26 protein-coding genes, 1 other RNA gene and 1 pseudogene are annotated in these 24,960 nt (G+C 38.3%); 24 read left to right on the top strand and 4 right to left on the bottom strand.

Translation table 11 applies throughout. The annotated features are described in order from the left end of the window. Positions 1-110: 110 nt before the first annotated feature. Positions 111-551 (bottom strand): DUF2147 domain-containing protein, encoded by a 441-nt coding sequence (locus NBC122_RS12390; protein WP_133440678.1) that lies wholly within the window; start codon positions 549-551, stop codon positions 111-113. A gap of 597 nt (positions 552-1,148) precedes the next feature. Here NBC122_RS12390 and NBC122_RS12385 point away from each other — a divergent pair. From NBC122_RS12385 to NBC122_RS12325, 13 genes and pseudogenes are all read left to right on the top strand, one after another. Beyond that, on the top strand, positions 1,149-1,727 hold the full coding sequence (locus tag NBC122_RS12385) for a cysteine hydrolase family protein (protein WP_133440677.1): 579 nt from the start codon (positions 1,149-1,151) through the stop codon (positions 1,725-1,727). Positions 1,728-1,732: 5 nt separating this feature from the next. Further along, positions 1,733-2,323 (top strand): Crp/Fnr family transcriptional regulator, encoded by a 591-nt coding sequence (locus tag NBC122_RS12380; protein ID WP_133440676.1) that lies wholly within the window; start codon positions 1,733-1,735, stop codon positions 2,321-2,323. 94 nt (positions 2,324-2,417) lie between these two features. Further along, a complete protein-coding gene (locus tag NBC122_RS12375) occupies positions 2,418-2,915 on the top strand; it encodes a GlcG/HbpS family heme-binding protein (protein ID WP_133440675.1) in 498 nt (165 codons plus the stop codon). A gap of 6 nt (positions 2,916-2,921) precedes the next feature. Continuing rightward, positions 2,922-3,335: a hydroxyisourate hydrolase gene (gene uraH / locus NBC122_RS12370; protein ID WP_133440674.1), complete on the top strand. Its 414-nt coding sequence runs from the start codon at positions 2,922-2,924 to the stop codon at positions 3,333-3,335. 217 nt (positions 3,336-3,552) lie between these two features. After that, on the top strand, positions 3,553-4,113 hold the full coding sequence (locus tag NBC122_RS12365; protein ID WP_133440673.1) for a hypothetical protein: 561 nt from the start codon (positions 3,553-3,555) through the stop codon (positions 4,111-4,113). Continuing rightward, positions 4,110-4,556: a hypothetical protein gene (locus NBC122_RS12360; protein ID WP_133440672.1), complete on the top strand. Its 447-nt coding sequence runs from the start codon at positions 4,110-4,112 to the stop codon at positions 4,554-4,556. Before NBC122_RS12365 ends, NBC122_RS12360 begins: the two co-directional genes overlap by 4 nt. Before the next feature lie 280 nt (positions 4,557-4,836). After that, entirely contained in the window at positions 4,837-5,223 is a 387-nt protein-coding gene (locus NBC122_RS12355; protein ID WP_133440671.1) for a DoxX family protein, read from the top strand. 6 nt (positions 5,224-5,229) lie between these two features. Then, positions 5,230-5,808, top strand: a complete 579-nt coding sequence (locus NBC122_RS12350) for a TetR/AcrR family transcriptional regulator (RefSeq protein ID WP_133440670.1) — start codon at positions 5,230-5,232, stop codon at positions 5,806-5,808. Positions 5,809-6,378: 570 nt separating this feature from the next. Continuing rightward, positions 6,379-7,373 (top strand): annotated as a pseudogene (locus tag NBC122_RS12345) (NADP-dependent oxidoreductase). Positions 7,374-7,390: 17 nt separating this feature from the next. Continuing rightward, on the top strand, positions 7,391-8,551 hold the full coding sequence (locus NBC122_RS12340; RefSeq protein ID WP_133440669.1) for an iron-containing alcohol dehydrogenase: 1,161 nt from the start codon (positions 7,391-7,393) through the stop codon (positions 8,549-8,551). A gap of 201 nt (positions 8,552-8,752) precedes the next feature. Then, the gene (locus NBC122_RS12335) at positions 8,753-9,433 is read left to right on the top strand and encodes a type 1 glutamine amidotransferase domain-containing protein (protein ID WP_133440668.1); all 681 of its coding nucleotides are present in this window, start codon (positions 8,753-8,755) and stop codon (positions 9,431-9,433) included. A 170-nt stretch (positions 9,434-9,603) separates the two neighbouring features. Next, positions 9,604-9,861, top strand: coding sequence for a SemiSWEET transporter (locus NBC122_RS12330; protein WP_133440667.1), 258 nt, complete (start codon positions 9,604-9,606; stop codon positions 9,859-9,861). Positions 9,862-9,953: 92 nt separating this feature from the next. Then, on the top strand, positions 9,954-10,424 hold the full coding sequence (locus tag NBC122_RS12325) for a low affinity iron permease family protein (protein WP_133440666.1): 471 nt from the start codon (positions 9,954-9,956) through the stop codon (positions 10,422-10,424). Positions 10,425-10,588: 164 nt separating this feature from the next. Here the strand turns inward: NBC122_RS12325 and NBC122_RS12320 are convergent, their stop codons facing one another. Further along, entirely contained in the window at positions 10,589-11,203 is a 615-nt protein-coding gene (locus tag NBC122_RS12320) for an NAD(P)H-dependent oxidoreductase (RefSeq protein WP_133440665.1), read from the bottom strand. 100 nt (positions 11,204-11,303) lie between these two features. Here NBC122_RS12320 and NBC122_RS12315 point away from each other — a divergent pair, with 100 nt between their 5' ends. Then, positions 11,304-12,215, top strand: a complete 912-nt coding sequence (locus NBC122_RS12315) for a LysR family transcriptional regulator (protein ID WP_133440664.1) — start codon at positions 11,304-11,306, stop codon at positions 12,213-12,215. Positions 12,216-12,368: 153 nt separating this feature from the next. On the opposite strand, the gene NBC122_RS12310 is transcribed toward NBC122_RS12315, so the two are convergent. Next, positions 12,369-13,130, bottom strand: a complete 762-nt coding sequence (locus NBC122_RS12310) for an XRE family transcriptional regulator (protein WP_133440662.1) — start codon at positions 13,128-13,130, stop codon at positions 12,369-12,371. Between the two features lie 62 nt (positions 13,131-13,192). On the opposite strand from NBC122_RS12310, the gene dinB reads away from it, so the two are divergent. The 4 genes from dinB (at position 13,193) to NBC122_RS12290 (ending at position 18,143) form a co-directional block, all read left to right on the top strand. Beyond that, entirely contained in the window at positions 13,193-14,350 is a 1,158-nt protein-coding gene (gene dinB / locus NBC122_RS12305; RefSeq protein ID WP_133440660.1) for a DNA polymerase IV, read from the top strand. A gap of 1,218 nt (positions 14,351-15,568) precedes the next feature. Continuing rightward, positions 15,569-16,405 carry a 1,4-dihydroxy-2-naphthoyl-CoA synthase gene (locus tag NBC122_RS12300; RefSeq protein WP_133440658.1) on the top strand — a complete coding sequence of 279 codons (837 nt, stop codon included), beginning with the start codon at positions 15,569-15,571 and terminating at the stop codon, positions 16,403-16,405. A gap of 94 nt (positions 16,406-16,499) precedes the next feature. Beyond that, positions 16,500-17,432, top strand: coding sequence for a 1,4-dihydroxy-2-naphthoate octaprenyltransferase (gene menA / locus NBC122_RS12295; protein ID WP_133440657.1), 933 nt, complete (start codon positions 16,500-16,502; stop codon positions 17,430-17,432). A gap of 30 nt (positions 17,433-17,462) precedes the next feature. Continuing rightward, positions 17,463-18,143 carry a metal-dependent hydrolase gene (locus NBC122_RS12290; protein ID WP_133441124.1) on the top strand — a complete coding sequence of 227 codons (681 nt, stop codon included), beginning with the start codon at positions 17,463-17,465 and terminating at the stop codon, positions 18,141-18,143. A 149-nt stretch (positions 18,144-18,292) separates the two neighbouring features. Here the strand turns inward: NBC122_RS12290 and ffs are convergent. Further along, positions 18,293-18,390, bottom strand: an RNA gene (ffs, locus tag NBC122_RS12285) — signal recognition particle sRNA small type. A gap of 72 nt (positions 18,391-18,462) precedes the next feature. Between ffs and NBC122_RS12280 the strand changes: the two genes are divergently transcribed. The 6 genes from NBC122_RS12280 (at position 18,463) to kdsB (ending at position 24,941) form a co-directional block, all read left to right on the top strand. Continuing rightward, entirely contained in the window at positions 18,463-19,041 is a 579-nt protein-coding gene (locus tag NBC122_RS12280; RefSeq protein WP_133440656.1) for a DUF4199 domain-containing protein, read from the top strand. 73 nt (positions 19,042-19,114) lie between these two features. Continuing rightward, positions 19,115-20,065 carry a glycosyltransferase family 2 protein gene (locus NBC122_RS12275; protein ID WP_133440655.1) on the top strand — a complete coding sequence of 317 codons (951 nt, stop codon included), beginning with the start codon at positions 19,115-19,117 and terminating at the stop codon, positions 20,063-20,065. A gap of 60 nt (positions 20,066-20,125) precedes the next feature. Then, on the top strand, positions 20,126-20,827 hold the full coding sequence (locus tag NBC122_RS12270; RefSeq protein ID WP_133440654.1) for a GIN domain-containing protein: 702 nt from the start codon (positions 20,126-20,128) through the stop codon (positions 20,825-20,827). Positions 20,828-20,865: 38 nt separating this feature from the next. After that, positions 20,866-22,578 (top strand): phospho-sugar mutase, encoded by a 1,713-nt coding sequence (locus NBC122_RS12265; protein ID WP_133440652.1) that lies wholly within the window; start codon positions 20,866-20,868, stop codon positions 22,576-22,578. 154 nt (positions 22,579-22,732) lie between these two features. After that, on the top strand, positions 22,733-23,986 hold the full coding sequence (locus tag NBC122_RS12260) for a pyridoxal phosphate-dependent aminotransferase (RefSeq protein ID WP_133440651.1): 1,254 nt from the start codon (positions 22,733-22,735) through the stop codon (positions 23,984-23,986). A 214-nt stretch (positions 23,987-24,200) separates the two neighbouring features. Next, positions 24,201-24,941, top strand: a complete 741-nt coding sequence (gene kdsB, locus NBC122_RS12250) for a 3-deoxy-manno-octulosonate cytidylyltransferase (protein ID WP_394345885.1) — start codon at positions 24,201-24,203, stop codon at positions 24,939-24,941. The last annotated feature ends 19 nt before the right edge of the window (positions 24,942-24,960 follow it).

Below are 24,960 nucleotides of genomic sequence, written 5' to 3'. Positions count from 1 at the left end.
TGATGTGACTGATGTTAAAAAAGTGGCGTTCCGACATTTTCCTTCATCACTGCGTGCTTTTATCAAAACACAAATGGCACTGATTTTTTAACCGCGAGCGAAAAGCTCATTTACATTTTGTTAAAATGCAGTGTTTTTCCAATCCAGGTCCATTTCCAGTAGCCACGGACAATCATCAGGCCATTCTCTTGGATTTCAATATAAGAATCCCAGGTTCTGCCGCTGGAGGCATCGTAGATTTTTCCGTTTTCCCAACGTTGTTTTTCGTGGTTAAAATTCAGGTTTTTCAGAATTTCCATGCCAATCAGTTTTCTGTTTCTTAAATTTAAATCAGGATTATGAGAGTCCACCCGCGTGTTCATTGGCTTTCCGTTTCCTAAACGCTCATCAAACCACAAGATCCTGGCTTTAAAATTTTTTCCTTCCCTGTAAACAGATACGCTTACGGTTTTATCCACGGACATCCATTTTCCCAGAATATCATCAATTCTGTTTTGAGCCGTTGCGGTATAAAACAGGAGGAGAAAGAAAATGATAGAGGATTTTGCCATGGTGATTTAAGTTTCAAAAGTTATAACGGATGTAAAATGTGTTTTATGATGTTCTGAACAGCCAGGATTGTTATTTTAATGGTAAAAACGCCTGCCTTTTGCCAGAATCTTGAACGAAATAGCTTTTATCCATTATCGAGCCATTCCTTCACCTGACAAAACTGGGCCCATTTTTTTTTATTTTCAAACAGCCCGGTGCAATCCGTTCAATATTATTTTTTTGGTAGATCTGTAATTTAGCATAATGGGAAAGTCTTTGCGAAATTTGTCAAGTGAAATCAAAGGTTTGAAAAAGTTAAACACCCTTTCAATCTTTTCTAAATTTTATTTAGCAATTAGGAATCTCCGGACTGCGAACTTTAAAAATAAAATGAAAAACAGGTCATTCTCAAACAAAATATTTGTGGGGGGCTGCCTCAAAAATTTTCATGATGTTTAAAATGGATATCCAAATTATTCATTTATTGAACTAGTTCAACACTTTTTTCCGGTGACCAAACTAACTTTGCCGAAAATTAATTAAAAGAGAGAACCTGTTCAAAACAATAGTAAAGAATTTGAGGATAAGTAAATAGCTTTTAAAATAAAAAAAAGAAAATGATGACACGGGAAAATAACAACACAACTGCATTGCTGATCATCGACATCCAGAATGATTACTTTCCGGGCGGAACCATGGAACTGGAAGGCTCAGTTGAAGCGGCAGAAAAGGCGGGTGCTGTGCTTTCTTATTTTAGAAACAACAGCATGCCGGTCGTTCATATCAAGCATATTTCAAACCAGGAAGGGGCTACTTTCTTTCTACCTGAAACGGAAGGCGCGGAAATTCACCAAAGTGTTGCTCCATCAGAGACAGAAAAGGTGATTACAAAAAACTACCCGAACAGTTTTAGAGAAACAGAATTATTAGGATATTTACAGGAGAAATCTATTTCAAATTTAGTAATTTGCGGAATGATGACCGATGTGTGCGTAAGTGCTACAACCAGAGCAGCCATGGATTTCGGTTTTCATAATACAATTATCGCAGACGCAGTGACCACCAGAGCCCGCGAACTGAATGGGGAAATGATCCCCGCTGAACAGATTACAGCATCGTTTCTGGCAGGATTAAATGCATTAGGCGGATTGTATGCAACACTCGAAACGAGTGAAAGCTATATAAAAAACCAGTAAACAATATGGGGGCATACCCTTCCTTCGAAAAGAATATCCTAAAATACGTTGATTTGTCGCAGGATGAATTAGCAGCGTTCATCTCTTGTTATACCATTGAAACAGTTGAAAAAAACAGGATTATTCTGAAAGAAGGAGAAGTGTGCGAATTTGAAAGCTATGTGCTGGAAGGTTGTTTTAAAGTTTTTTATCAGGACGAAAATCTCCGGGAACACATTCTCTATTTTGCAGTCGAGGATTGGTGGGTATTAGATATTGGCAGTTTTGTTTCCGGTAAAGTTTCCAGATTAAATATTCAGGCCCTGGAAGATTCTGTTATTTTAACGGTTGACCGGGCAAAAAAAGAGCAGTTGTATGCCGATATTCCGAAAGCGGAGAAGATTTTCAGAATCATGAATCAAAAGTCTTTGGCATCCATGCACTTAAGAATGATCAGCATGCTTCATAAAACTGCAGAGAGAAGGTATCTGGATTTTACGGAAAGATATCCGGCCCTCGATCAAAGAATAGCCCAACACCAAATTGCTGCCTATTTAGGAATCTCCCACGAATTCTTAAGTAAGGTAAAAAAAAGACTGTTGCGCAATCAGCAGTAAAAAGTCAGGATTACCCCGTTCATTACCGATCAATAAAGTCACTCAGAAAAAAGACGCAGTAAATTGCGGTACCGAACATTCAATTTTTACGATTATGAAAACAGGAAAAAAGATAATAATCACCAGTGTATTGCTGTTCATGTCTGGACTGGCATCTGCACAATATATACAAAAGGAAAACAGTCTGAATCAGGCAGGAGCTTTGAAGTTAGCAGAACAGGCCGGAATTGAAGCTCAAAAATCAGATAAAAAAGTATCCGTTGCGGTACTCAATTCATCCGGCGTAACATTGTTACTGTTAAAAGGAGATCATGTAGGACCGCACAATACAGAAGCCTCCAGACGGAAAGCGTACACCTCACTGTCGACAAAAACGGCAAGTCTGGACCTGATGAAAAATGCAGCCGGTAGTGAAAGTGCGAAAAACCTCAATACACTTCCGGAATTATTATTGTTAGGGGGCGGCGTACCGGTATGGAAAGATGGTGAACTCGTTGGAAGTTTAGGAGTTTCCGGCGGCGGAAGCGGAGAAAATGATCACCTTATTGCAACGGAAGCAGTAGAGAAATTAGGATTTAAAACAAATAAATAAATAAAGATGAAAGCAAGAAATTTTTTAACCGTACTTATGCTTGCACTTGCAAGTTTCAGCTTTGCCCAGGAGGCAAAATTCCAGTTATCAAGTCACATCTTAGACATTACGAAAGGCGAGCCTGCTCCAGGTGTGAAAATAAGTCTGTCTAAACAGGATAAAGCTGGCAAATGGACCGCCGTTGATGAAAAAATAACGGATCAAAACGGCAGGATTACCGATTTTTTAAAGGTAACGAAAGGAGTCGATAATGAAGGTATTTATAAGTTGACCTATTTTGTGGCCCCTTATTTTAAAAAAATGAAGCAGGACTCTTTTTACCCTTTCATAGAAGTGGTATTTGAAATTAAAGGAGAAAGCCATTTCCATGTTCCGATTACGCTGTCTGCTTACGGATATTCCACCTACAGAGGTAATTAAAATTTAAAAAAAGACAGTTTTCAAAACCCTGATTAAGTTGGGGTTTTGTTTTTAAATAGTGGTACGTCAATGCGGTCAGATATGATTGTGTTTTGCGTTATCGCGTTAAAAATTTTTAGTTTAATTAAAGAAAGAATCTGTATAAAAAGGAGATCGTTTTTTGACTTTTAAAACAAATTTAAACTGACTCTTCCTCTTTTAGGAACCGATTTATTGCATGAAGAAACACAAAGCCGCCCGGTTTTTAATGACATCAACTGTTCTGTTTGTTCAGGTGGTATTTTTATTAATGATTATTAAAGAGCAGTACGAAACCAATCATTTTGCGACCATCATTTCTGTACTGTTCATCACCTTAATGCTGATCTCTGGATATAAATACTTGGATCTGCATCATGAAGAATATGTTTACGAAAATATTTCTGTGGCGATATGGGTACCGGTTGGAGCCTCGGCTTGCTATCTGCTTAATACTTCCACCGATCTTGGAAGCGTCTTGTCAGTTGGGATTACGGGCGCATTTGCCTCCTTTTTTCCGTCCATCGATAAAAAATCAGAGTACTATAACAACGTGCCGGCCGCTATTTATTGTGGCGCATTCATCGGAATGTCGGCCTTGAAAATCGCACCCTCCATTGGTTTTGTCATTGCTGCCGGAATTTTAGCCGGTCTCTTTTTGATGCTGGCAAAAAATCTGTTCGTCGGCATTGGTGGAAAATTGGGCAGTATCGCATTCGGCAGTATGGTGATTGTCACCCTTATACATTGGTTATTATGAATGATTTTATGATAACAGCCGTTGCCGGAACTGTAGGTTCAACGCTTACTTTCTATGTCAGCGAACATTATAAACAGGGTCCGGTTCGGTCTTCGGCTTTAGTTTCGGTTGCGGCAGGGCTGTTTTTCTACTGTTTTCCGCACGCACTTAATTCTTATCTCACCAAAAATATTCCGCTTATCCTGATGGGAACTTCGTTTATTGGAATGGTTTCCCCTAAATACTATGGAAGCTATTTTCGGCTAGCTGCTGCCGGAATGCTGTTCAGCATCATTTACAGTAAAAAAAGTCTTTTCTTTGAAGGCTTTGGCGGCGCTCTTGGTGCCCTGGCTTTTATTTCACTTTTAACCGTCATCAGTACGTTCAATTTAATTTCAAGAAAATTTAAAGTAAGCAGGGTGTATGTGAGAGCCAGAAGAAGATTTTTGAATAACAGAAATTAGTCCGTCTGCAAATGGATTATTTATTTTTTTGCCCGCCTGTGGGATTACCACTTTCGTTGAACAGTTGTTTTCTGGATGCTTCTTCTTAAAACATTGTATTTCATTATTTTTAAATTAAAGGAACAGCGACTTTGTTCACCTTTAATGTTTGGGCAGGAAAGCATTTCATGATTCCTCTTTAGGTTTAAATAGTATCAGCCATCATCATTTGTTTATTTATAAAAATGAACGTTCATTCTTTTTTTTATATCTTTGCAGAATAAAACATAAATCAAGTACAATGAGAGTGATTTTTTGGGTGATCGCAAGTATCCTTTTAGCATTTTTAATGATGGCGGCCGGAGTTCAGCACTTGTGGAATCCCGGTTTTTATCTTCCGTTTGTCCCGTCATTTTTACCGTTTCCACTGGCAATTGTTTATTTGTCGGGAATTGTAGAATTACTTTTAGGCATCGTTACCTTATTTTTAAATCAAAAATATACCCAATATGGTTTGTTCGGTATTTTTGTGTTAATGGTGATTTTCCTGCCACTCCATATTGCGGATGCCTTCAAAGCGCAGCCCGTCATCGGAAGTCCTGAGCTGGCCTATTTCAGGCTGGTTATTCAATTGATATTGATTTGGCTTTCCTGGAGATCATATAAATTTACCTCGCTTGTAAAATAAAGAAGAATGGCTAAAAAAGAAAAAATAACAGACAAAAAAAATGCGTTGCTCAATGCGACACTTACTTTGGTCAACAACCATGGTTTTCATAATACGCCGATGTCTAAGATCGCTAAAATGGCAGGGGTGTCACCGGCGACCATTTATCTGTATTTCGAACATAAGCAGGATTTGATCAATACGCTTTACTTAGAAGTGAAGGAGTCTTTCAGTGCCTGCGCTTTCGAAGGGTACAGTGAAGAGATGTCTGTGAAGACCGGTTTTGAACTTATTTGGGTTAATATCGCCAACTACAAATTAAATCAGATAAAAGAAGCCAACTTTTTATCCCAGTGCGACAACAGCCCGATGATTGATGAAGCCATTAGAATAGAAGGATTAAAGAATCTGCAACCGTTACTCGATTTATGGGAAAGAGGTAAAAAAGAGGGTGTTATAAAACCACTTTCGGACTATATTTTGTATGCTTATACCATCTATCCTCTGTCTTTTTTACTGGAAATGCAGGAAAGGGAAATCTTTACCTTAGATGAAAAAGTGAAAAAAGAAACGTTTCAGTTGGCATGGGATGCGATAAAAATTTGATTTTTCTTTTAATTTAATGTATATCTATAATTAGTAATACAGATATGTTTCTTCTGTCCTTTGTCAAGTTTTACACCTTTGCGTCCTTAAAAAAGTGAGAAAAACAGCCTGTTTGTAAATGAAATCTTTGCGACTTTGCATTCATTAAAGACGGATATAAATATTTAATATGTATATCCGTAATTAGTAATAATTGTAAAGTCTTTGCGAACTTTGCTAAGTGAAACGCCTTTGCGAACTTAAAAAAGATTGTAAACATGGTATTTGTAAATAAAATCTTTGCGAACCTTTGCTTTAAAAAATTACATTATGATTAAAAACGGATATACATAATATTTAATTTTAAAAACCTTCATTAATGAGGAGCCTATTTAAATTTGCTTACAAAAAAGATATTTTCTTTTTCACCGACCTTAAAGAGTGGAAAATTTCTTAAAATTTATTTCATAAGAAATGGATATCCGAAATGAGTCATCAGAAAGTAAGCTCAAAGCCAGAGCGTATCCTGTATTCAGCAATATCAAAAAAACACAGAAAAAAGTCATTTATTTTTAATAAAAACCTTTTAAGATGAATAAAACAATAACACTGAACAGCCGACCGGTTGGAAAACCCCAACTGTCAGATTTTAAATTTGTAGATGAAGAAATGCCGGTAATAAAAGAAGGCGAAATTCTTTTGAAAACAAAATTCGTTTCTGTAGATCCGTATTTGCGGGGACGAATGAGCGATACGCCATCTTATGTGCCGCCTTTTGAACTTCAAAAAGTGATGAGTTCCGGCGTTGTCGCGGAAGTAGTGGAATCTAAGAATGAAAAGTATAAAGCCGGAGAATTTGTTACAGGAGCTTTGGACTGGAAAGAATTTCAAACATCAACAGGAAATAACGTTTTAAAAGTAGATGCTCAGACTGCGCCACTTTCTAATTATTTAGGGGTTTTGGGAATGACGGGATTAACCGCTTATTTCGGCCTTACAGAAATAGGAAAACCCAAAGCCGGAGAAACCATCGTGGTTTCCGGAGCTGCCGGAGCCGTGGGAAGTGTCGTGGGACAAATCGCAAAAATCTGGGCTGCCGGGTGATCGGCATCGCCGGAACCGATGAAAAAGCAGCCTTGCTGAAATCTGAATTCGGTTTTGATGAAGCCATTAATTACCATACCACAAAGGACATGACCAAAGCCATTGCAGAAGTTTGTCCCAATGGTGTTGATATTTATTATGACAATGTCAGCGGCGCGGTTTCAGACAGTGTACATGCCAATATCAATCGACTGGGAAGAATTATTGTATGCGGCGCGATTTCCGCCTACAACGATACTTCTGTTCCGCAGGGACCGCGCGTGGAACCTTTCCTCATCCGCAAAAGTGCTTTGATGCAGGGATTCATCGTGAGCAATTATGCGGAGAAATTCCCCGAAGGAATGAAACATCTGTCTCAATGGTTGTCTGAAGGAAAACTGCATGCGGCCGAAACCGTCGTGGAAGGTTTTGAAAATATTCCGCAGGCTTTTATCGGCCTTTTTGAAGGCAGGAATAAAGGGAAAATGATCGTAAAAATATAAACAGGAAAAATAAAAATATGAACAATTTTAAATACAGAAATCCAACAAAAATATTGTTTGGTAAAGGTCAGATCGAAAATCTTCCGGCAGAAATTCCGGTAAACGCAAAAGTATTGATGCTCTACGGTGGCGGAAGTATTAAGAAAAACGGAATCTATGATCAGGTAAAAAAAGCACTTTCAGGTTATGAAGTCGTAGAATTCGGTGGAATTCCTGCCAATCCGGAATACAGCGTTTTACTGGACGCGCTGAAAGTCATTAAAGAAGAAAAGATCACCTATCTTTTAGCTGTTGGCGGCGGTTCTGTAATCGACGGGACTAAATTTTTATCAGCCGCAGCTTTATACCAGGGCGAAACTCCCTGGGATTTACTCACCAACAAAAAACCGGTGACCGAAGGATTGCCTTTTGGAACCGTATTGACGCTTCCTGCAACCGGATCTGAAATGAATTCCGGGTCGGTAATTACCAGAGCAGAAACGCAGGAAAAATTAGCGTTTGGCGGACCGGGAATGTTCCCTCAGTTTTCTGTTTTGGATCCCGAAGTGATTAAATCAATTCCGCAGCGTCAGCTGGCGAACGGCATTGCAGATGCGTTCACCCACGTGATGGAACAGTATATGACCTATCCGATCGGCGCTTTATTGCAGGATCGTTTTGCAGAAAGTATCATGCAGACTTTAATTGAAGTGGCTCCGGCCATTATGAAAGATCCGTCGGATTATCAGGCCGCGTGCAATTTTATGTGGAGCTGTACCATGGCTTTGAACGGATTAATCCAGCAGGGCGTTCCGGGAGACTGGGCCATTCACTCGATGGGCCATGAATTAACGGCGATGTATGGAATTGATCATGCCAGAACTTTGGCCATTTTAGCAGGAAACCATTACCGTTATAATTTCGGAACCAAGAAAGAAAAACTGGCGCAATATGCGGAGCGCGTCTGGAATATTACCGAAGGAAGTTTAGAAGAAAAAGCCCACGCCGGAATTGACAAAACCGATGAATTCTTCAAATCTTTAGGAATCGATATTAAATTATCCGACTACACCAAAGACTACTCAGAAACCGGAAATATTATTGCAAAACGTTTTATAGACCGAGGTTGGATGGGACTTGGAGAGCATAAATTACTTGCGCCCGCAGATGTTCAGAAAATTATCGAAATGAGTTACTAAAATGTAATTTTTTGCCTGAATATGAAGCAATAATTGACTGGACACCTTTGCTTATTTTTACGCCTTTGCGTCCTTAAAAAGAAGCATCGGAAACAGCATAAGGTCAAAAAAAACTTTGCGCTCTTTGCGTTAAAAGAAGTTGTGAGTGTAGCACGACAAAAAACAGACTATTATAAATTTAACCATTTAAAAAAAATACTTATGAAAATATTATTTGTCTTAACCTCCCACGATCAGTTGGGAAATACCGGTGAGAAAACCGGATTTTGGATCGAAGAATTCGCAAGTCCTTATTACTATTTGGTGGATAAAGGCGTTGACGTTATTTTAGCTTCCCCAAATGGTGGCCAGCCACCCATCGATCCTACCAGTGACAAACCGGAAAATCAAACGGAAGCCACCATCAGATTTAAAGCAGATAAAGATTTGCAGGAAAAATTAAGCAAAACGCACAAACTGTCTGAAGTCTCTGCAAAAGATTACGATGCCGTATTTTATCCCGGCGGTCACGGTCCACTTTGGGATTTGGCAGAAAGCGCGGATTCGGCAAAACTGATCGAAAGCTTTTACAACAGCGATAAACCGGTAGCTTTCGTCTGTCATGCTCCCGCAGCTTTGAAACAGGTGAAAAATACTTCCGGTGAACCATTAGTAAAAGGTAAAAAAGTAACCGGATTTACCAATTCCGAAGAAGCCCTGGTACAACTGACCGATGTCGTTCCCTTTTTGGTAGAAGATATGCTGAAACAAAACGGCGGGATTTACAGCAAAGCCGGCGATTTTGAAGCGTATGCTTTAGAAGACGGTTTGCTGATCACCGGCCAGAATCCGGCGTCTTCCGAAAAAGTAGCTGAGTTGTTGCTGAATAAACTTCAGAAATAAATCCGGAATCTTTTTTAGATCATAAATTAGTAATAAAAAGTTTCAAAGTGAATTTTCGCTTTGGAACTTTTTTTAAGAACTCTCAAGAACGGCGCTTGCCATTGGTGGCTGTAATTCCCTAAAATACTTTCTCTGCTTTTTCCTAAATTCGTTTAATAATAAAAATTAAAATGGACGAAAATATTCTCGGTTTGGTCGCTGGTGCCTTTACCTCGGTAGCCATGTTGCCACAACTGATCAAAGTTTTAAAGGAAAAAGATGTAGAAGATTTATCTTTATTAATGATGCTCTTCTTAATTACCGGCCTGTCACTGTGGGTTTGGTATGGTGTTCTCAAAGACGAACTTCCCATTATTCTGTCCAATGCTTTTGCCGTTGTGGTGAATATCATCCTGCTGAGTTCCTATTTTATATACCGTAAAAAGTAAGTAGTAACGAGTGATTAAATAATCACATCCACAGCAGTTACAACGGTTTGGCAAACTTTTTTCTGTGAAGAGAATAATTAAAAACGATTCTTATGGCAACTGACAATAATTTATTTGAAAAATTCTCAAATGCTGCAACTACTTTCACCGGAAGTTCTTACGCGTTTTTAGGTGCTTTGGCGATTGTGATTATTTGGGCGGTAAGTGGTCCTATTTTTCAGTTTTCGGAAACCTGGCAGTTGATCATCAATACCGGAACTACGATTATCACTTTCCTGATGGTTTTCTTAATTCAAAAAGCCCAGAACAAAGATTCCAAAGCAATCCAAATCAAACTCAATGAATTGATCGCAGCCAGCAAATCTGCGAGTAACAGAATTGTGGATATTGAGAATTTAACCGAAAAAGAATTGGATCAGATTCATAAATATTACGAAAAATTATCGGATGAAGCAGAGGAAGATGCCTATTTAAACGGTTCGCACTCTATCGATGCTGCCTCCAGAAATCAGGAAGAGAAGGCTGAATATTTTAAAGGGATAACTAAAAAAGAAGAGGAATAATTCACCTTTTCTTTTATCAAAATAAAAACGGGACCTCATTAAAGTTTTATTTTAAAAAAGAGGTCACGCTTATAGCATCTTTTTTCAATCCGTGAAGATATTCCTCATGAAACCGCGTTTTTAAAATGGATATCTTGTTTTTATAAACGCTGTAAGATTTTTCATTAGACGGACTGGGGTTTTAATTCTTTTGAAAAAACCTCTGTGAGATGTTCCCGGTAAGATTTCATGTCCCGTTCGATATTGGCATTTTTCTCTACATCATGAAAGTGGAAACTTTCCATTTTTTCTAAGGAAATAAAACGGTTCATTCTGTGGAAGCCAAACAGCGGCCCGTCGTCAACACTTGTTTCATTAAAAAATTCTCCGGGAAGTGTAAAAGCAGTTTCCGGCGCGTTCCAACTGGTGGTCACCATGTATTTTCTGCCGCCAAGCATGCCGCCCGTTCCGTAATTAATTTCGGGATTGTCGGCGTGTCTGCCGTCGCTTTTATAAATTCCTTTGGCATGACCGGCAGTGAAAACTTCATCAATATATTTTTTGAAACCATTCGGTAATTGAAACCACCAAATCGGAGTATGATAAATAATAAAATCGGCCCAGACAAATTTTTCAACTTCTTCTTTGGTATCGTACTGTTCGCTTATATTGGTAATTTGTACTTCAATATTTCCAAATTCTTTTAAAACTTTCAGCGTGTTTCCGGTAATCGTCTGGTTGTATTTTCCTCCCGAATGACCAAAATTTTGTCCACCATTGATGATGAGTACTTTTTTCATTTTTAAATGTTTAAAATTATGAATGCAAAATTACCTTCAATTTTACCATAATGAAAATAATATAAATCATACATTTGTATCATAATTATAATAGTAAGTGATGGTTAATTTAGAATGGTATCGGACTTTTAAAGCGATTTACAAAGCGGGGACCCTTACCGGTGCGGCAGAGCATTTATTTATTTCGCAACCTGGGGTAAGTTTGCATTTAGGCTCTCTGGAAGCGTATGTCGGGTATAAATTATTTGACCGCACGGGTCGGAAAATGATTCCGACAGAGCGCGGGAAAATCTTATTTAATGCGGTTTCCGAACCTTTGACAAAGTTGGAAGAAGTCGAGAAGAATTTTCAGAAATCTACCGAAAAACATACGCCCACCATAAGTGTGGGAATGTGTTTTGAAACTTTTCAGACTACTTTAGAGCAATATGTTTCAAGTTTGCCGTTCAATTTAATTATCAGTTTTGGAGATTATCCGGAAATGCTGGATCAGCTGGATAAAGGAATTTTAGATTTGATTATCACGCCCAAAAAAGGGGTTTCACCCAATATTGAACATGAAGCTTTTTCTTCGGAGCAGATTATTTTGGTCGGCGGAAAAGAAGTTGAGACCGATCGTATCAAAAAGATTTTGAATACGAAGGATAAAAGGCAAATTGAAGAATGGCTGAAACAGCAGAAATGGTACGGCACAACCGGCGATATGGAACATCTTTTCCAGTTCTGGATTCTGAATTTCGGACATAAACCTAACTTCCGGCCCAATTATATTGTTCCCAATTTAAACTCCATCATCCGCTGTTTAAAAGGAGGAACAGGATTGGCGGTAATCCCCAATTTCCTGTGCAAAAATGAAATTGAAAACGGCCAGATCAAATTAATTTGGGAAGGTGACAAAAAACTGGAAAACACCTTATATTTCGGTTGCCGAAAGAAAACCAACCATCAAGCTGAAATAGATCACCTCAAAAGTCTTTTCCGTAAAGTGATGGCGGGAATTGAAGCAGTCTGAAGTTTCGTTGATATTCCGCTTTAGAAAAGAAATTTTAAAAAAAAATCAGTTATTAAGGCAATTCAAACAGATTATCGAATGATTGACAACAAGAAAAGCAAAACTCTTTCAGTCGAAAGGTTTTTTTTGACAATAATTGTAATGAAGAAATAGCTATTTCTTCCTGATCAAATCAATCTCTTTCTTCAGACTCAAAAACATATCCTTCACCGTCATCATGTCCAAAGTTTCGGTTTCGAATTCTACCGTGTTAATGCTGCAGGCATATTCCCAGATTTCCATCAACTCCGAAAGTTTAATATCATAAGGTTTGTACAATGGATTATCTGAACTTACAGTGATATTTCTTATGGTTTTCTTTTCAAATCTTTTATAAACAACGCCTTCATTTTGGGTGATGAAAATATAGGTTTTGTTATTCCTTAAATCATTGATGTTTTCCACATATTTCCCCACGATAAAAGTTCCGTTTTTAAAAGGCGGCATCGAATCTCCAGTCGCCGGAAAAGCGCGGTATTTTCCGTTGCGTAAAAAGGGGAGGGAAATGGTCTGCAGTTTTTCAATATGTCCGGGATCACTGTAACCCTGCAGATAGCCCATCTGTGCTTTCTCCGGAATGACTTCTATTTTATTTTCGCCTTTTTCATCCACCATAATGGGCAGGATCGTTCGGTTGTCGGGCAGGTTCATCATCTTTTCTAAACTATATTTTCGCACATCCAAACCCACCAGTAAATCAATACTCACGCGGTAATATTTTGAAATTCTTATGAGGATTTCAATCGGCGGTTCGGTTGCGCCATCTTCATATTTGGCGTACCGTCCGCGCGTGATCAAAAGATCATCGGCGACTTTTTGTTGCGGGTATTTTTGTTGAGCCCTCAAATACCGCATGTTATCTGATAAAATTGACATTGATACAAATTATAGCAACAAAGATACGGATTTTTGATATAAATCATACTAATTTTGTACCCATGGAAAGAGCAATTGCACATATGGATCTGGACACTTTTTTTGTGTCCTGTGAAAGATTACAGGATACAAAACTCAACGGGATTCCCGTTATCATCGGTGGTGGCGACCGTGGAGTGGTGGCATCCTGTTCTTATGAAGCGCGCTATTTCGGCGTACGTTCTGCCATGCCGATCAAAATGGCAATGAGGTTATGTCCGGAAGCAAAAGTCATCCGCGGCGATTACGAACGGTATTCCAAATTTTCCAAAGAAGTCACCGAAATTATTCAGGAAAAAGTGCCCGTTTTGGAAAAAGCCAGCATCGATGAATTTTACATGGACTTATCGGGCATGGACAAATTTTTCGGATGCTATCAATGGACGAAGGAAATTGCAGATTCTGTCACGAAAAATACGGGTTTACCGATAAGTTTTGCTTTATCCACCAACAAAACGGTTTCCAAAATCGGCACCGGAGAATCTAAACCGGTCGGAAGATTGGAGATTCCGGCACAGAACATACAGCCATTTCTAAATCCTTTATCGGTAAGGAAAATTCCCATGGTCGGAGATGTCACTTTTCAATTATTGTCGCGTGTCGGAATCAGAACCATTCAGACTTTGGCAGAAATGCCCGTTTTGGTTCTGCAGCAAATGATCGGGAAAAACGGTGGCGAACTCTGGAAAAAAGCCAACGGAATCGACTTGACGCCGGTGGTTCCGTATTCGGAAAGAAAATCATTATCCAGTGAACATACTTTTACGAATGACACGATGGATCTATTCGAATTAAAAAGATTGATTTCGAGCATGGCAGAATCTCTGGCTTATCAATTAAGACAGGAAAAATGGCTGACTTCCACGGTCGTTTTAAAAATCCGATACGCCAATTTCGATACGGAAACGAAACAGTGCAAAATTTCTTATACTTCCCTGGATCATACTTTGGCAAGAGTCGCTTTGGATCTGTTTGAAAAACTCTACACGCGGCGGATGCGCCTGAGGCTGGTCGGTTTGCGGTTTACCAATCTCGTGCACGGAACCTATCAGATGAATTTATTCGAAGACAGCGAAGAACTCATGAATCTCTACCAGGCCATGGACCGCATGAAAAACCGCTTCGGCAAAAATGCTTTGGGTAGAGCGTCGGGATTTGAGCTGGTTTATGGAGCTGTATAATGTGAAAAGTAAAAATTTAACCACAAAAGGAACAAAAGTTTCATGAAAATTAAGTTATTCAAAAGATCAAAAAAGGTATGCGTGTTTCACTTTGAATGAAATCTTACTTCACTTAATTTCTTAATGTTGAAAATTTTTCAACCACAAAAGGGACAAAAGTTTTTGTAAAATGAAGTTATTCAAAAGAGCAAAAAAGGCATGCGCACTTCACTTTTCGAATGAAATTTTATTCCACTTAATTTCTTAATGTTGAAGATTTTTTAACCACAAAAGGAACAAAAATTTCATGAAATTAAGTTATTCAAAAGAGCAAAAAAGGCATGCGTGTTTCACTTTTCGAATGAAATTTTATTCCACTTAATTTCTTAATGTTGAAAATGTTTCAACCACAAAAGGGACAAAAGTTTTTGTAAAATGAAGTTATTCAAAAGATCAAAAAAGGCATGCGCACTTCACTTTTCGAATGAAATTTTATTCCACTTAATTTCTTAATGTTGAAAATTTTTCAACCACAAAAGGGACAAAAGTTTTTGTAAAATGAAGTTATTCAAAAGAGCAAAAAAGGCATGCGTGTTTCACTTTTCGAATGAAATTTTATTCCACTTAATTTCTTAATGTTGAAAATTTTTCAACCACAAAAGGAACAAAAGTTTTTGTAAAATGAAGTTATTCAAAAGAGCAAAAAAGGCATGCGTGTTTCACTTTTCGAATGAAATTTTATTCCACTTAATTTCTTAATGTTGAAAATTTTTCAACCACAAAAGGGACAAAAGTTTTTGTAAAATGAAGTTATTCAAAAGAGCAAAAAAGGCATGAGTGTTTCACTGGAAAGTAGCTGTTTCGGGTGCCAAAACGGAAGATCTCGGAAGGTTTCAGAACGGTCGTAGTTACAAAATAATCTATATTTGTTCCTGCAGTAAAAATCGAATAATTCAGCCTGACCAAATCTTTTTTGGAGGATTGTAAGAGAGATTGCCACTATTGCCAAATTATTACGTCTTTAAGATTTGTGAAGAAAATCTGCTTGAATTAGGAAAGGTCAGAGAAAGTAAGCATTGGTCTCTCGCGTGGGGAATTACAGCGGAAAGCAACTGTAGGTTCCTGAAAAAAAAATAATAGCGTTGCTCCTAATCACAGCGAAATGCTACCAATATAAACCTATTTTCGTTTTGACCCGGCTTTTTATTTTCCTTACCTTTACGCAAAATTTTACGCAAAATGACAGACTGGAAAACCGTCAGAGAATACGAAGATATTACCTACCAAAAAAAAGGAGGAGTCGCAAGAATCGCCTTTAACAGACCGGAAGTACGCAATGCGTTTCGTCCGAAAACAACCTCAGAATTATATGATGCCTTTTACCACGTTTCCGAAGATGCTTCGGTAGGAGTGGTATTACTCACTGGCGAAGGACCAAGTCCGAAAGATGGAGGCCATGCTTTTTGCAGTGGCGGTGATCAGAAAGCACGTGGAGAACAGGGTTACGTAGGTGAAGACGGAAGACACCGTCTGAATATTTTAGAAGTTCAGCGATTGATCCGTTTCATGCCGAAGGTCGTGATTGCAGTGGTTAATGGTTGGGCTGTAGGTGGCGGGCATTCGCTGCACGTCGTTTGTGATTTGACTTTAGCGAGTAAAGAACATGCGATTTTTAAACAGACCGACGCCGATGTTACCAGTTTTGATGGCGGATACGGATCTGCATATTTAGCCAAAATGGTGGGACAGAAAAAAGCCAGAGAAATTTTCTTTTTAGGAAGAAATTATTCTGCTCAGGAAGCTGCCGATATGGGAATGGTGAATGCTGTAATTCCCCATGCAGAACTGGAAGATACCGCTTACGAATGGGCGGAAGAGATTTTGGGGAAATCGCCAATGTCCATCAGAATGCTGAAATTTGCGATGAATTTAACCGACGACGGAATGGTGGGGCAGCAGGTTTTTGCCGGCGAAGCTACCCGTTTGGCATACATGACCGAAGAAGCAAAAGAAGGACGAAATGCCTTCCTCGAAAAAAGAAAACCCGATTTCGGCGATAATAAATGGATCTCTTAAATGAGATAGGAGACTGTAAGACAGGAGATAATGGATATTCAAAAAAATAGACTGGTCTCTTAATTCAAATCTCTAAATCTCAAATCTCTAAACTATGACAGATTGGATAAAAGCAGCGCGTCTGCGAACATTACCACTTTCGATGAGTGGAATAATTTTGGGTTCTTTTATTGCAAAATGGAGAATTCATGAAAGTGGCGGAACATGGGACTGGACAATTTTTGCAATGGCAATGCTGGTCACGTTACTCTATCAGATTCTCTCGAATTTTGCCAATGATTATGGCGACGGAATCAAAGGAACCGATCAGTTAAGAGCCAATGAAGCAGAGCAAAGAGCCGTAGCTTCTGGAAGAATCACCGCAACTCAAATGCGAAATGCTGTAATCCTGTTTTCTGTTTTATCTCTGGTTGCCACAGTTGCGCTTTTGTACTTGGCATTCTTTAGAGAAAACCTAATGAATGAATTTTACACTTTTGTGGGATTGGGAGTTGCCTGTATTTTAGCCGCGATTGGGTATACGATCGGTAAAAAACCTTACGGTTACTTAGGTCTGGGCGATATCATGGTTTTTATCTTTTTCGGCTTGGTTTCGGTGGGTGGAAGTTATTTCCTTTTTACCAAACATTTCGACTGGGATGTGCTGTTACCAGCTACAGCAGTAGGTTTATTGAGTGCCGCAGTTTTGAATCTGAATAATATGCGGGATATCGAAAGTGATGCCTTGAGCGGAAAGAAAACTTTAGCATTACGTTTAGGTTTTAAAGGAGCAATGGTGTATGAAATAATCCTGTTGCAATTGCCTTTGCTTTTAATATTGGTTTTTATGATGATGAACGGTTTGCATACCGAAGGAAAATATTATGCATTTATCTTTTTTATCCTGATGCTTCCGATGACGGCGCTTCGAAGAAAAATCATGCAGGTAAAAGAACCGAAAGAACTCGATCCGTTTTTAAAGCAGGTAGGGATTTTAACTTTGACAATGGCTGTTTTGGTTGCAGCAGGGCTCAATTATTTTAATTAAAATTTAAAAATCAAGATGATGGATTCTACAATGAAAATACAATTTCTCGGACAAAACTGTTTTTTGTTCACCTATAAAGGAAAAAATATATTATCTGATCCTTTTTATAATTATCAGAAAGAGAAATCCGGTTTTGATATCAAAGTACAGAAGATCGATTATGTGTTGATTACCCATGCTCACGGCGATCATATTGCTGATGTAAAAGAAGTGCTGCAACATCACCCGGATGCAACTGTAATCGGTCAACCGGAAATTTGCGGCTATTTTGGTCATCAGAATTCGGTTGATATTAATTTCGGGGGTTCTGCAAAGATTGAAGATTTGAAAATATCAATGGTGCCGGCAAGCCATACCAGTTCTTTCCCTGATGGAACGTACGGTGGCGAACCTGCAGGATATGTTTTCAGATTTCCCGGTAAAAATATTTATTTGGCAGGCGATACCGGGGTAATGGCAGATATGGAAATGTTTCCAAAACTGTTTGGCAACATCGATGTGGCAATTCTTCCCGTTGGTTCGCATTATACCATGTGTGCCCGCAAAGCAAGTTTTGCAGCAGCAGAATTATTAAAAACTAAAAGAGTAATAGGTTGTCATTTCGATACGTTCCCGCCGATTAAAATCAATCACGAGGATGCTTATCAGCTCTTTTCAGAAAGAAATATCGAATTCACTTTACCGAAATTAGGTGAAGATTTTGAAATTTAAAAAGAAGAATTGAGTAAAAGAAAAACGTTTCGGGAATTCACAAAATAATTTAAAGTTTCAGATATGCAGATTAATTATCTTAAAACCAAAGAGAATTGGACGGACGAAAAAACTTTAAGTGAAATAAAAACGAGACTATAAGGCACAAAAAATGGCAAGCTACCTAAATCACACCGCTACAACCGATTACCTTTGCTGCGTTCCCACCCTGGAGGAGTCTCAGGAGCTGGTTGTTTAGGACTTGCCGTTGCAAATATACGCCTTTAATTCAAATTTCAAAATTCAAAACAAAAAAATAATAAAATTTAGTACTTTAAATATGATAAAAAATGTCTATACCATTGGTTTCATGCTGTTTATTGCCACAATGGTCGTTTTCTTTGGAATGTATTTTTTCGGAATGAATACCGATTATTTCGATAATACGATGCTTATGAATTCCTTTGTGATGCCGGTTATTTATTTGGCGGGTGCCTATATCTCCGTAAATTCGCTGAGAAAAGCAGGAATCAGGATAGGGTTTCGGGAAGGTTTTGGCCGCGCTTTTAAACCCATGTTCTTTGGCGGGTTTTTATCAGTCCTCACCATGTTTCTGTTTTTAAACTTTGTAGATCCGGCTGCCAAAGATTTATTGAATTTTCAATACCTTGAAAGACAGAAGATTGAAATGGATAACGAGTACAATAAAGCGAAACCCATCCTAAAAACTGAGGAGCAGAAAGCGGAACTGGAAACCGAATACCAACAGAACAAGCTGCGTATTTCCCACGAAATGACCAAGGATAAAGATTTTTTCAGCTTTCGCCAGTTCACTTATTATTTCGCCGCAATTCTTGTTTTCTACGTGATTTTATCTACGTTTTTTGCCAGTTTTTTCCGCAGCAGATCAGAACTTTGATTTTAATCATTTGCACAATTGCTGATTAAAAAAAATAAACCCCTAATTTTGTCTCAATAATCTATTATTATCAATGAATTTATCCATCATCATACCACTTCTCAACGAAGAAGAATCTCTCGACGAACTTTTTTCAAGAATCGACAAAGTTTGTAATTCCCATAACCTTTCCTACGAAATCTGGTTTGTAGATGATGGAAGCACCGATCTTTCATGGAGTATTATCGAAAATTTAAAAGTGCAGTATCCGCAAATTCACGGAATTAAATTTTCCAGAAATTACGGTAAATCTCAAGCTTTGCACGCCGCTTTTGCAAGAGCAAACGGAGAGGTTGTTATCACGATGGATGCCGATCTACAGGACTTTCCCGAAGAAATTCCTGAATTATATGACATGATTAAAACGGAAGGTTACGACATTGTTTCGGGCTGGAAAAAGAAACGTTTTGATAATGTAATGACCAAAAATATTCCGTCTAAAATCTTTAATGCTGCTGCAAGAAGTATTTCTGGAGTTTCCCTTCATGATTTTAATTGTGGCTTGAAAGCGTATAAAAAACAGGTGGTAAAATCCATCGATGTGTATGGAGATATGCACCGATATATTCCCGTTTTGGCTGCCAATGCCGGTTTCAGGAAGATTACTGAAAAACCGGTGCAGCATCAGGCAAGACCGTATGGAAGTTCTAAATTTGGAACGGAGCGTTTTGTCCGCGGCTTTTTAGATTTAATTACCCTTTGGTTTGTAAGCCGGTTTGGCGGGCGACCGATGCATTTTTTCGGAGCAGCAGGAACATTGATGTTTATCGCAGGATTTTTATCTGCCTTCTGGCTCGGAATTTCAAAATTAATAGATGTTTCCCGTGGAATTTATGGTCATCTTTTAACCAATAATGCCTGGTTTTTTATTGCTTTAACCATGATGGTTTTGGGAACGCTTCTATTCATCGCAGGATTTCTGGGAGAAATGATTATCAGAACCAACAGACAGCACGAGAATTATCACGTGGAGGAAGTGATATAAAGGCTTTAGAAAATCGGTAAAGGCATTGATCCGGAAAAATTGGTTTTAGAAAATTTAATAATGAAGAATTTAATTTATACACTGCTCATATTCAGTTTGTTCTCCTGCGGAAAAGTTTCGCCGAAAGGAGATATTGTAAGCAACGATATTAAGGTGGAGGATTTTGTAAATCTTAATCTCAACGGTAAATTCCGGGCTTTTTATATTAAAAGTGACAGCAGTTTTGTGAATGTTGAAACTTATAAAAATGTAGGCGGTAATTTAAAAATCAAAGTAAAAGATAAAACGTTAACCATTTCGGAAAACCGCGAAACAGAGGGTGTCGATTTCTACAATATCACCATTTATTCGAAATATAATCTGGAAAAAGTATCCATGTCTGATTCTGCTGAATTAAATATTTCCAGCGAAATAAAGACGGATAATTTTAAACTTACTTTAAAAAATAACGCTAAATTTATTGGGTCGGTCAATTCCAGAAAAGCAGAAGTTGAAATGACTGAAAAAAGCCGCGCTAACTTTTTGGGCAAAACAAAAAACGCGGTTTTGAAAATCTCTGATACCGCAAGCATTATCGCTCCTTACTGGATGATTGACCATTTAAAGATTGAATCAAAAAATGGAAATTATGCGGAAGTAAATGTGAAAGATTCTTTAAAAGGAAGCATTAAAAATACGGCGAAACTGACGTATTATAACGAGCCGATCAGCGCCTTGAAAATAGAACAGACAGCAACGGTTCAACATAAAGAATTGGACTAAGCGGTTCTGAAAAATTTTAAATAAAAAAAGAATAAGATATGACCACCTTAGAAAAAGCAAAACTCTGGTTAACAGATACTTTCGATGAAGAAACACAAAAAACTATTCAAAACTGGATCGATACGAATTCGGATGAATTAGAAGATTCTTTTTACCGGGAATTAGAATTCGGAACAGGCGGAATGCGTGGAATCATGGGCGTTGGAACCAACCGTTTGAATAAATATACGCTTGGTCAAGCAACTCAAGGTTTAGCAAATTATCTTCATCAGCAGTTTCCGAATCAGGAAATTAAAGTTGCGATTGCTTACGATGTTCGGCATAATTCAAAAGAATTCGGGAAAATGTGTGCCGATGTTTTAACGGCCAACGGAATCAAAGTTTTGTTATTCAAAGAACACCGTCCAACGCCGGAACTTTCTTTCACGGTGAGAGATAAGAAATGCAACGCCGGAATCGTATTGACCGCTTCTCACAATCCACCTGAATATAACGGTTACAAAGTATATTGGAACGATGGCGCGCAGATTGTTCCGCCAGATGATGAGAATATTATTAAAGAAGTTTATTCGGTAAAATTCAATGAAATTAAATTCAGCGGAAACGACGATTTGATCGAATGGATCGGTCCGGAACAGGATGATGTGTATATCGATGCCTGTATGGAAAACTCTCTTTACCAGAATGTTGGCAGAGATAATCTGAATATTGTTTTCAGTTCAATCCATGGAACTACATATGCAACTGTTCCTCAGGCGCTGAAAAAAGCAGGCTTCAAAAAAGTTGATTTGGTGAGAGAACAGATGATTCCGAGTGGGAATTTCCCCACCGTTGATTCGCCCAATCCGGAAGAACCGGCAGCGTTGGAAATGGCGATGGATTTAGCCAGGATTACCAATGGCGATATCGTTCTGGGAACGGATCCAGACGGAGACCGACTGGGAATTGCGGTCAGAAATTTAGAAGGTGAAATGCAACTTTTGAACGGAAATCAAACCAATACGATTTTAACCTATTACATTTTAGACCAATGGAAAAAAGCCGGAAAAATCACCGGAAAAGAATTCATCGGTTCTACGATTGTAACTTCTGATATTTTCTATGATATTGCTGAAAAATTTGGCGTTGACTGCAAAGTTGGATTAACCGGTTTTAAATGGATCGGGAAAATGATCCGTGATTTCGAAGGCAAAGAAAAATTCATTTGTGGGGGTGAAGAAAGTTTCGGTTTTATGACCGGAGATTTTGTTCGCGATAAAGATTCCTGTGGTTCAATTTTGCTCGCCTGCGAAATTGCAGCTTGGTGTAAAGCCAACGGCAGTTCGGTTTTCGAATACATGATCGATATTTACAAAGACCTCGGAATGTATTATGAAGGATTGGTAAACGTGGTGAGAAAGGGGAGAACCGGTGCCGAAGAAATTCAGCAGATGATGAAAGATTTCCGTGAAAATCCGCCAAAAGAAATTGCAGGTTCCAAAGTGGCCGTCGTAAAAGATTTCCAGGAACAAACTTCTTTGAATCTTCTGGACAATAAAAAATCGGTGATGAATGACATTCCAAAGTCGAATGTCTTGATTTATTATACGGAAGATGGCACGAAAGTTTGTGTTCGCCCATCCGGAACAGAACCAAAAATTAAATTCTACGTTTCTGTGAAAGATGCGATAAATTCTGCACAGGAATTTAAAGAAAAACTGCTGGTTCTGGAAGAAAAAATCAAAATTGTAAAACAGGATTTGAATTTGTAAAAATCTGTTTATTAATAATTGGTAAAAGTTGATGAAATTTTTACCAATTTTTTTTAGCCGTTCTTGCTTTAATTGATATCTGCAGCAATTAAAATTTGTATTTTTGAATGAGATTATCAATGAAGTTCAAAATAATTCGTTTAATTAAAAAATAATGAAAATATCAAAATTGGCCGCCAATCTCATTGGCTCAGAAATTATCAAAATAGGAAATCAAGTCAATGATTTGAAAGCACAGGGCGCAGAAATTGCGAATCTTACGATTGGTGATCTCAATTCCAATATTTATCCTATTCCGGATTTATTAAAAGAGGAAATTCAGAAAGCTTATCAGAATAATTTAACCAATTATCCGCCTGCGAACGGCCTTTTGTCTTTGCGAAAAGCGATTTCAAAAGACATTAAAAACCGTTGGAATCTGGATTATTCCGAAAATGATATTTTGGTTGCCGGCGGTTCCAGACCGTTGATTTACGCGGCATTTAAAACAATTGTAGATCCGGATGATAAAGTCATTTATCCGGTGCCATCATGGAATAACAATCACTATTCTTATTTGACGGAAGCGCAGAAAGTAGAAGTGGAAACTACAGCGGAAAATAATTTCTTACCGACTGCTGCTGACTTAAAACCTCATTTAAAAGGAGCGGTTTTAATTGCGCTTTGTTCGCCTTTGAATCCTACTGGAACGATGTTTACGAAACAGCAGCTCGCTGAAATTTGTGAACTGATTCTGGAGGAAAATAAAAATCGCAGCGACGGAGAAAAGCCTTTGTATTTGATGTACGATCAAATTTACGCGATGCTGACTTTTGGGGGCAAGCATTTCGATCCTGTTTCTTTGTATCCTGAATTAAAAGATTATACAATTTATATTGATGGTGCTTCCAAATGCTTTGCTGCTACCGGAATCCGTGTAGGCTGGAGTTTTGGACCGTCTTTAATTATCGATAAAATGAAAGCTTTGCTGGGACACATTGGAGCCTGGGCGCCAAAACCTGAACAGGAAGCCGTGGCAGTTTTACTGAATCATCCGGAAAAAGTGGATAAATTCGTGAATCATTTTAAAGGAGAAATCGCGGAAAGTTTAACTGTTCTTCACAACGGAATTCAGAATCTTAAACATAAAGGCTTTTCTGTGGAAAGTATTCAGCCGATGGGCGCGCTTTATTTAACAGTGGAACTAGATTATATCGGAAAAACGAAACCTGATGGAAATGTAATTGCAGATTCTTCTGATCTTGTTTTCTATTTGATTGAAGAAGCGGGAATTGCTTTGGTTCCGTTTTCGGCTTTCGGAAATTCTCGCAATATGCCGTGGTTCCGTGCTTCGGCAGGAGGAGTTTCTTTAGATGAAATCAAAAATATGTTGCCGAGATTGGAAAATGCTTTGATCAAATTGGTTTAGTTTTTTAAATCATGTTGAAAAAATTCGTTTTTGCAATAGAAAAATTTCTACCGGCGGGCAACTTTAATGTTAAAAGTTCCTTCTGTTCTTCCTGAAAATCACAATATCATTATAAATACGACTCATCCTGATTTCAAAAATGTAAAACTTATTGATGTTTTAGACTATGAACCCGATGAGCGTTTGGAGAAAATATTAAAAAAATACAATTAATTTGAAGACTATCGCTGTTATTCCCGCCCGTTACGAAGCCAGCAGGTTTCCCGGAAAACTCATGCAGATTTTGGGTGAAAAAACGGTCATTGCAACCACGTATCAAAATGTAGTAGAAACGGAATTGTTTGATGAAGTATTCGTTGCAACCGATTCCGAAATTATTTTTAATGAAATCCAAAGCTCAGGTGGGAATGTTGTAATGACCGGTAAACACGAAACCGGCAGCGACCGAATCGCAGAAGCTGTATCAAATATCGATTGCGATATTGTGGTGAATGTTCAGGGCGATGAACCTTTTCTGAAGACAGAACCATTGAAAAAACTGATCTCTGTTTTTAATGATGATTTGGACGGGCAAATTTCGTTGGCTTCCTTAAAAATAAAACTGACGGAAATGGAGGAAATCGAAAATCCAAATAACGTAAAAGTGATTACTGACAATCAGGGATTGGCACTCTATTTCAGCCGTTCGGTAATTCCATATCCGCGGGACACCTCTGTCACAGCAGAATATTTTAAACATATCGGCGTTTATGCTTTTAGAAAAAGCGCTTTGCTGAATTTTGCAAAATTGAAAATGCGTCCTCTGGAAATCGCAGAAAAAATTGAGTGTATCCGCTATCTGGAGTACGGCATGAAGATCAAAATGATTGAAACCGATTTCGTGGGGGTCGGGATTGATGTGCCGGAAGATTTAGAAAAAGCTCGGAGGATTCTGAAAAATAATAGCAATTCTTAAGAGATTCTTCAAAATATAT

This window comes from Chryseobacterium salivictor (assembly GCF_004359195.1).
Classification (GTDB): domain Bacteria; phylum Bacteroidota; class Bacteroidia; order Flavobacteriales; family Weeksellaceae; genus Kaistella; species Kaistella salivictor.
Note: the sequence above shows the minus strand (reverse complement) of the source record. Positions and strands in the feature narration are given on the sequence as shown.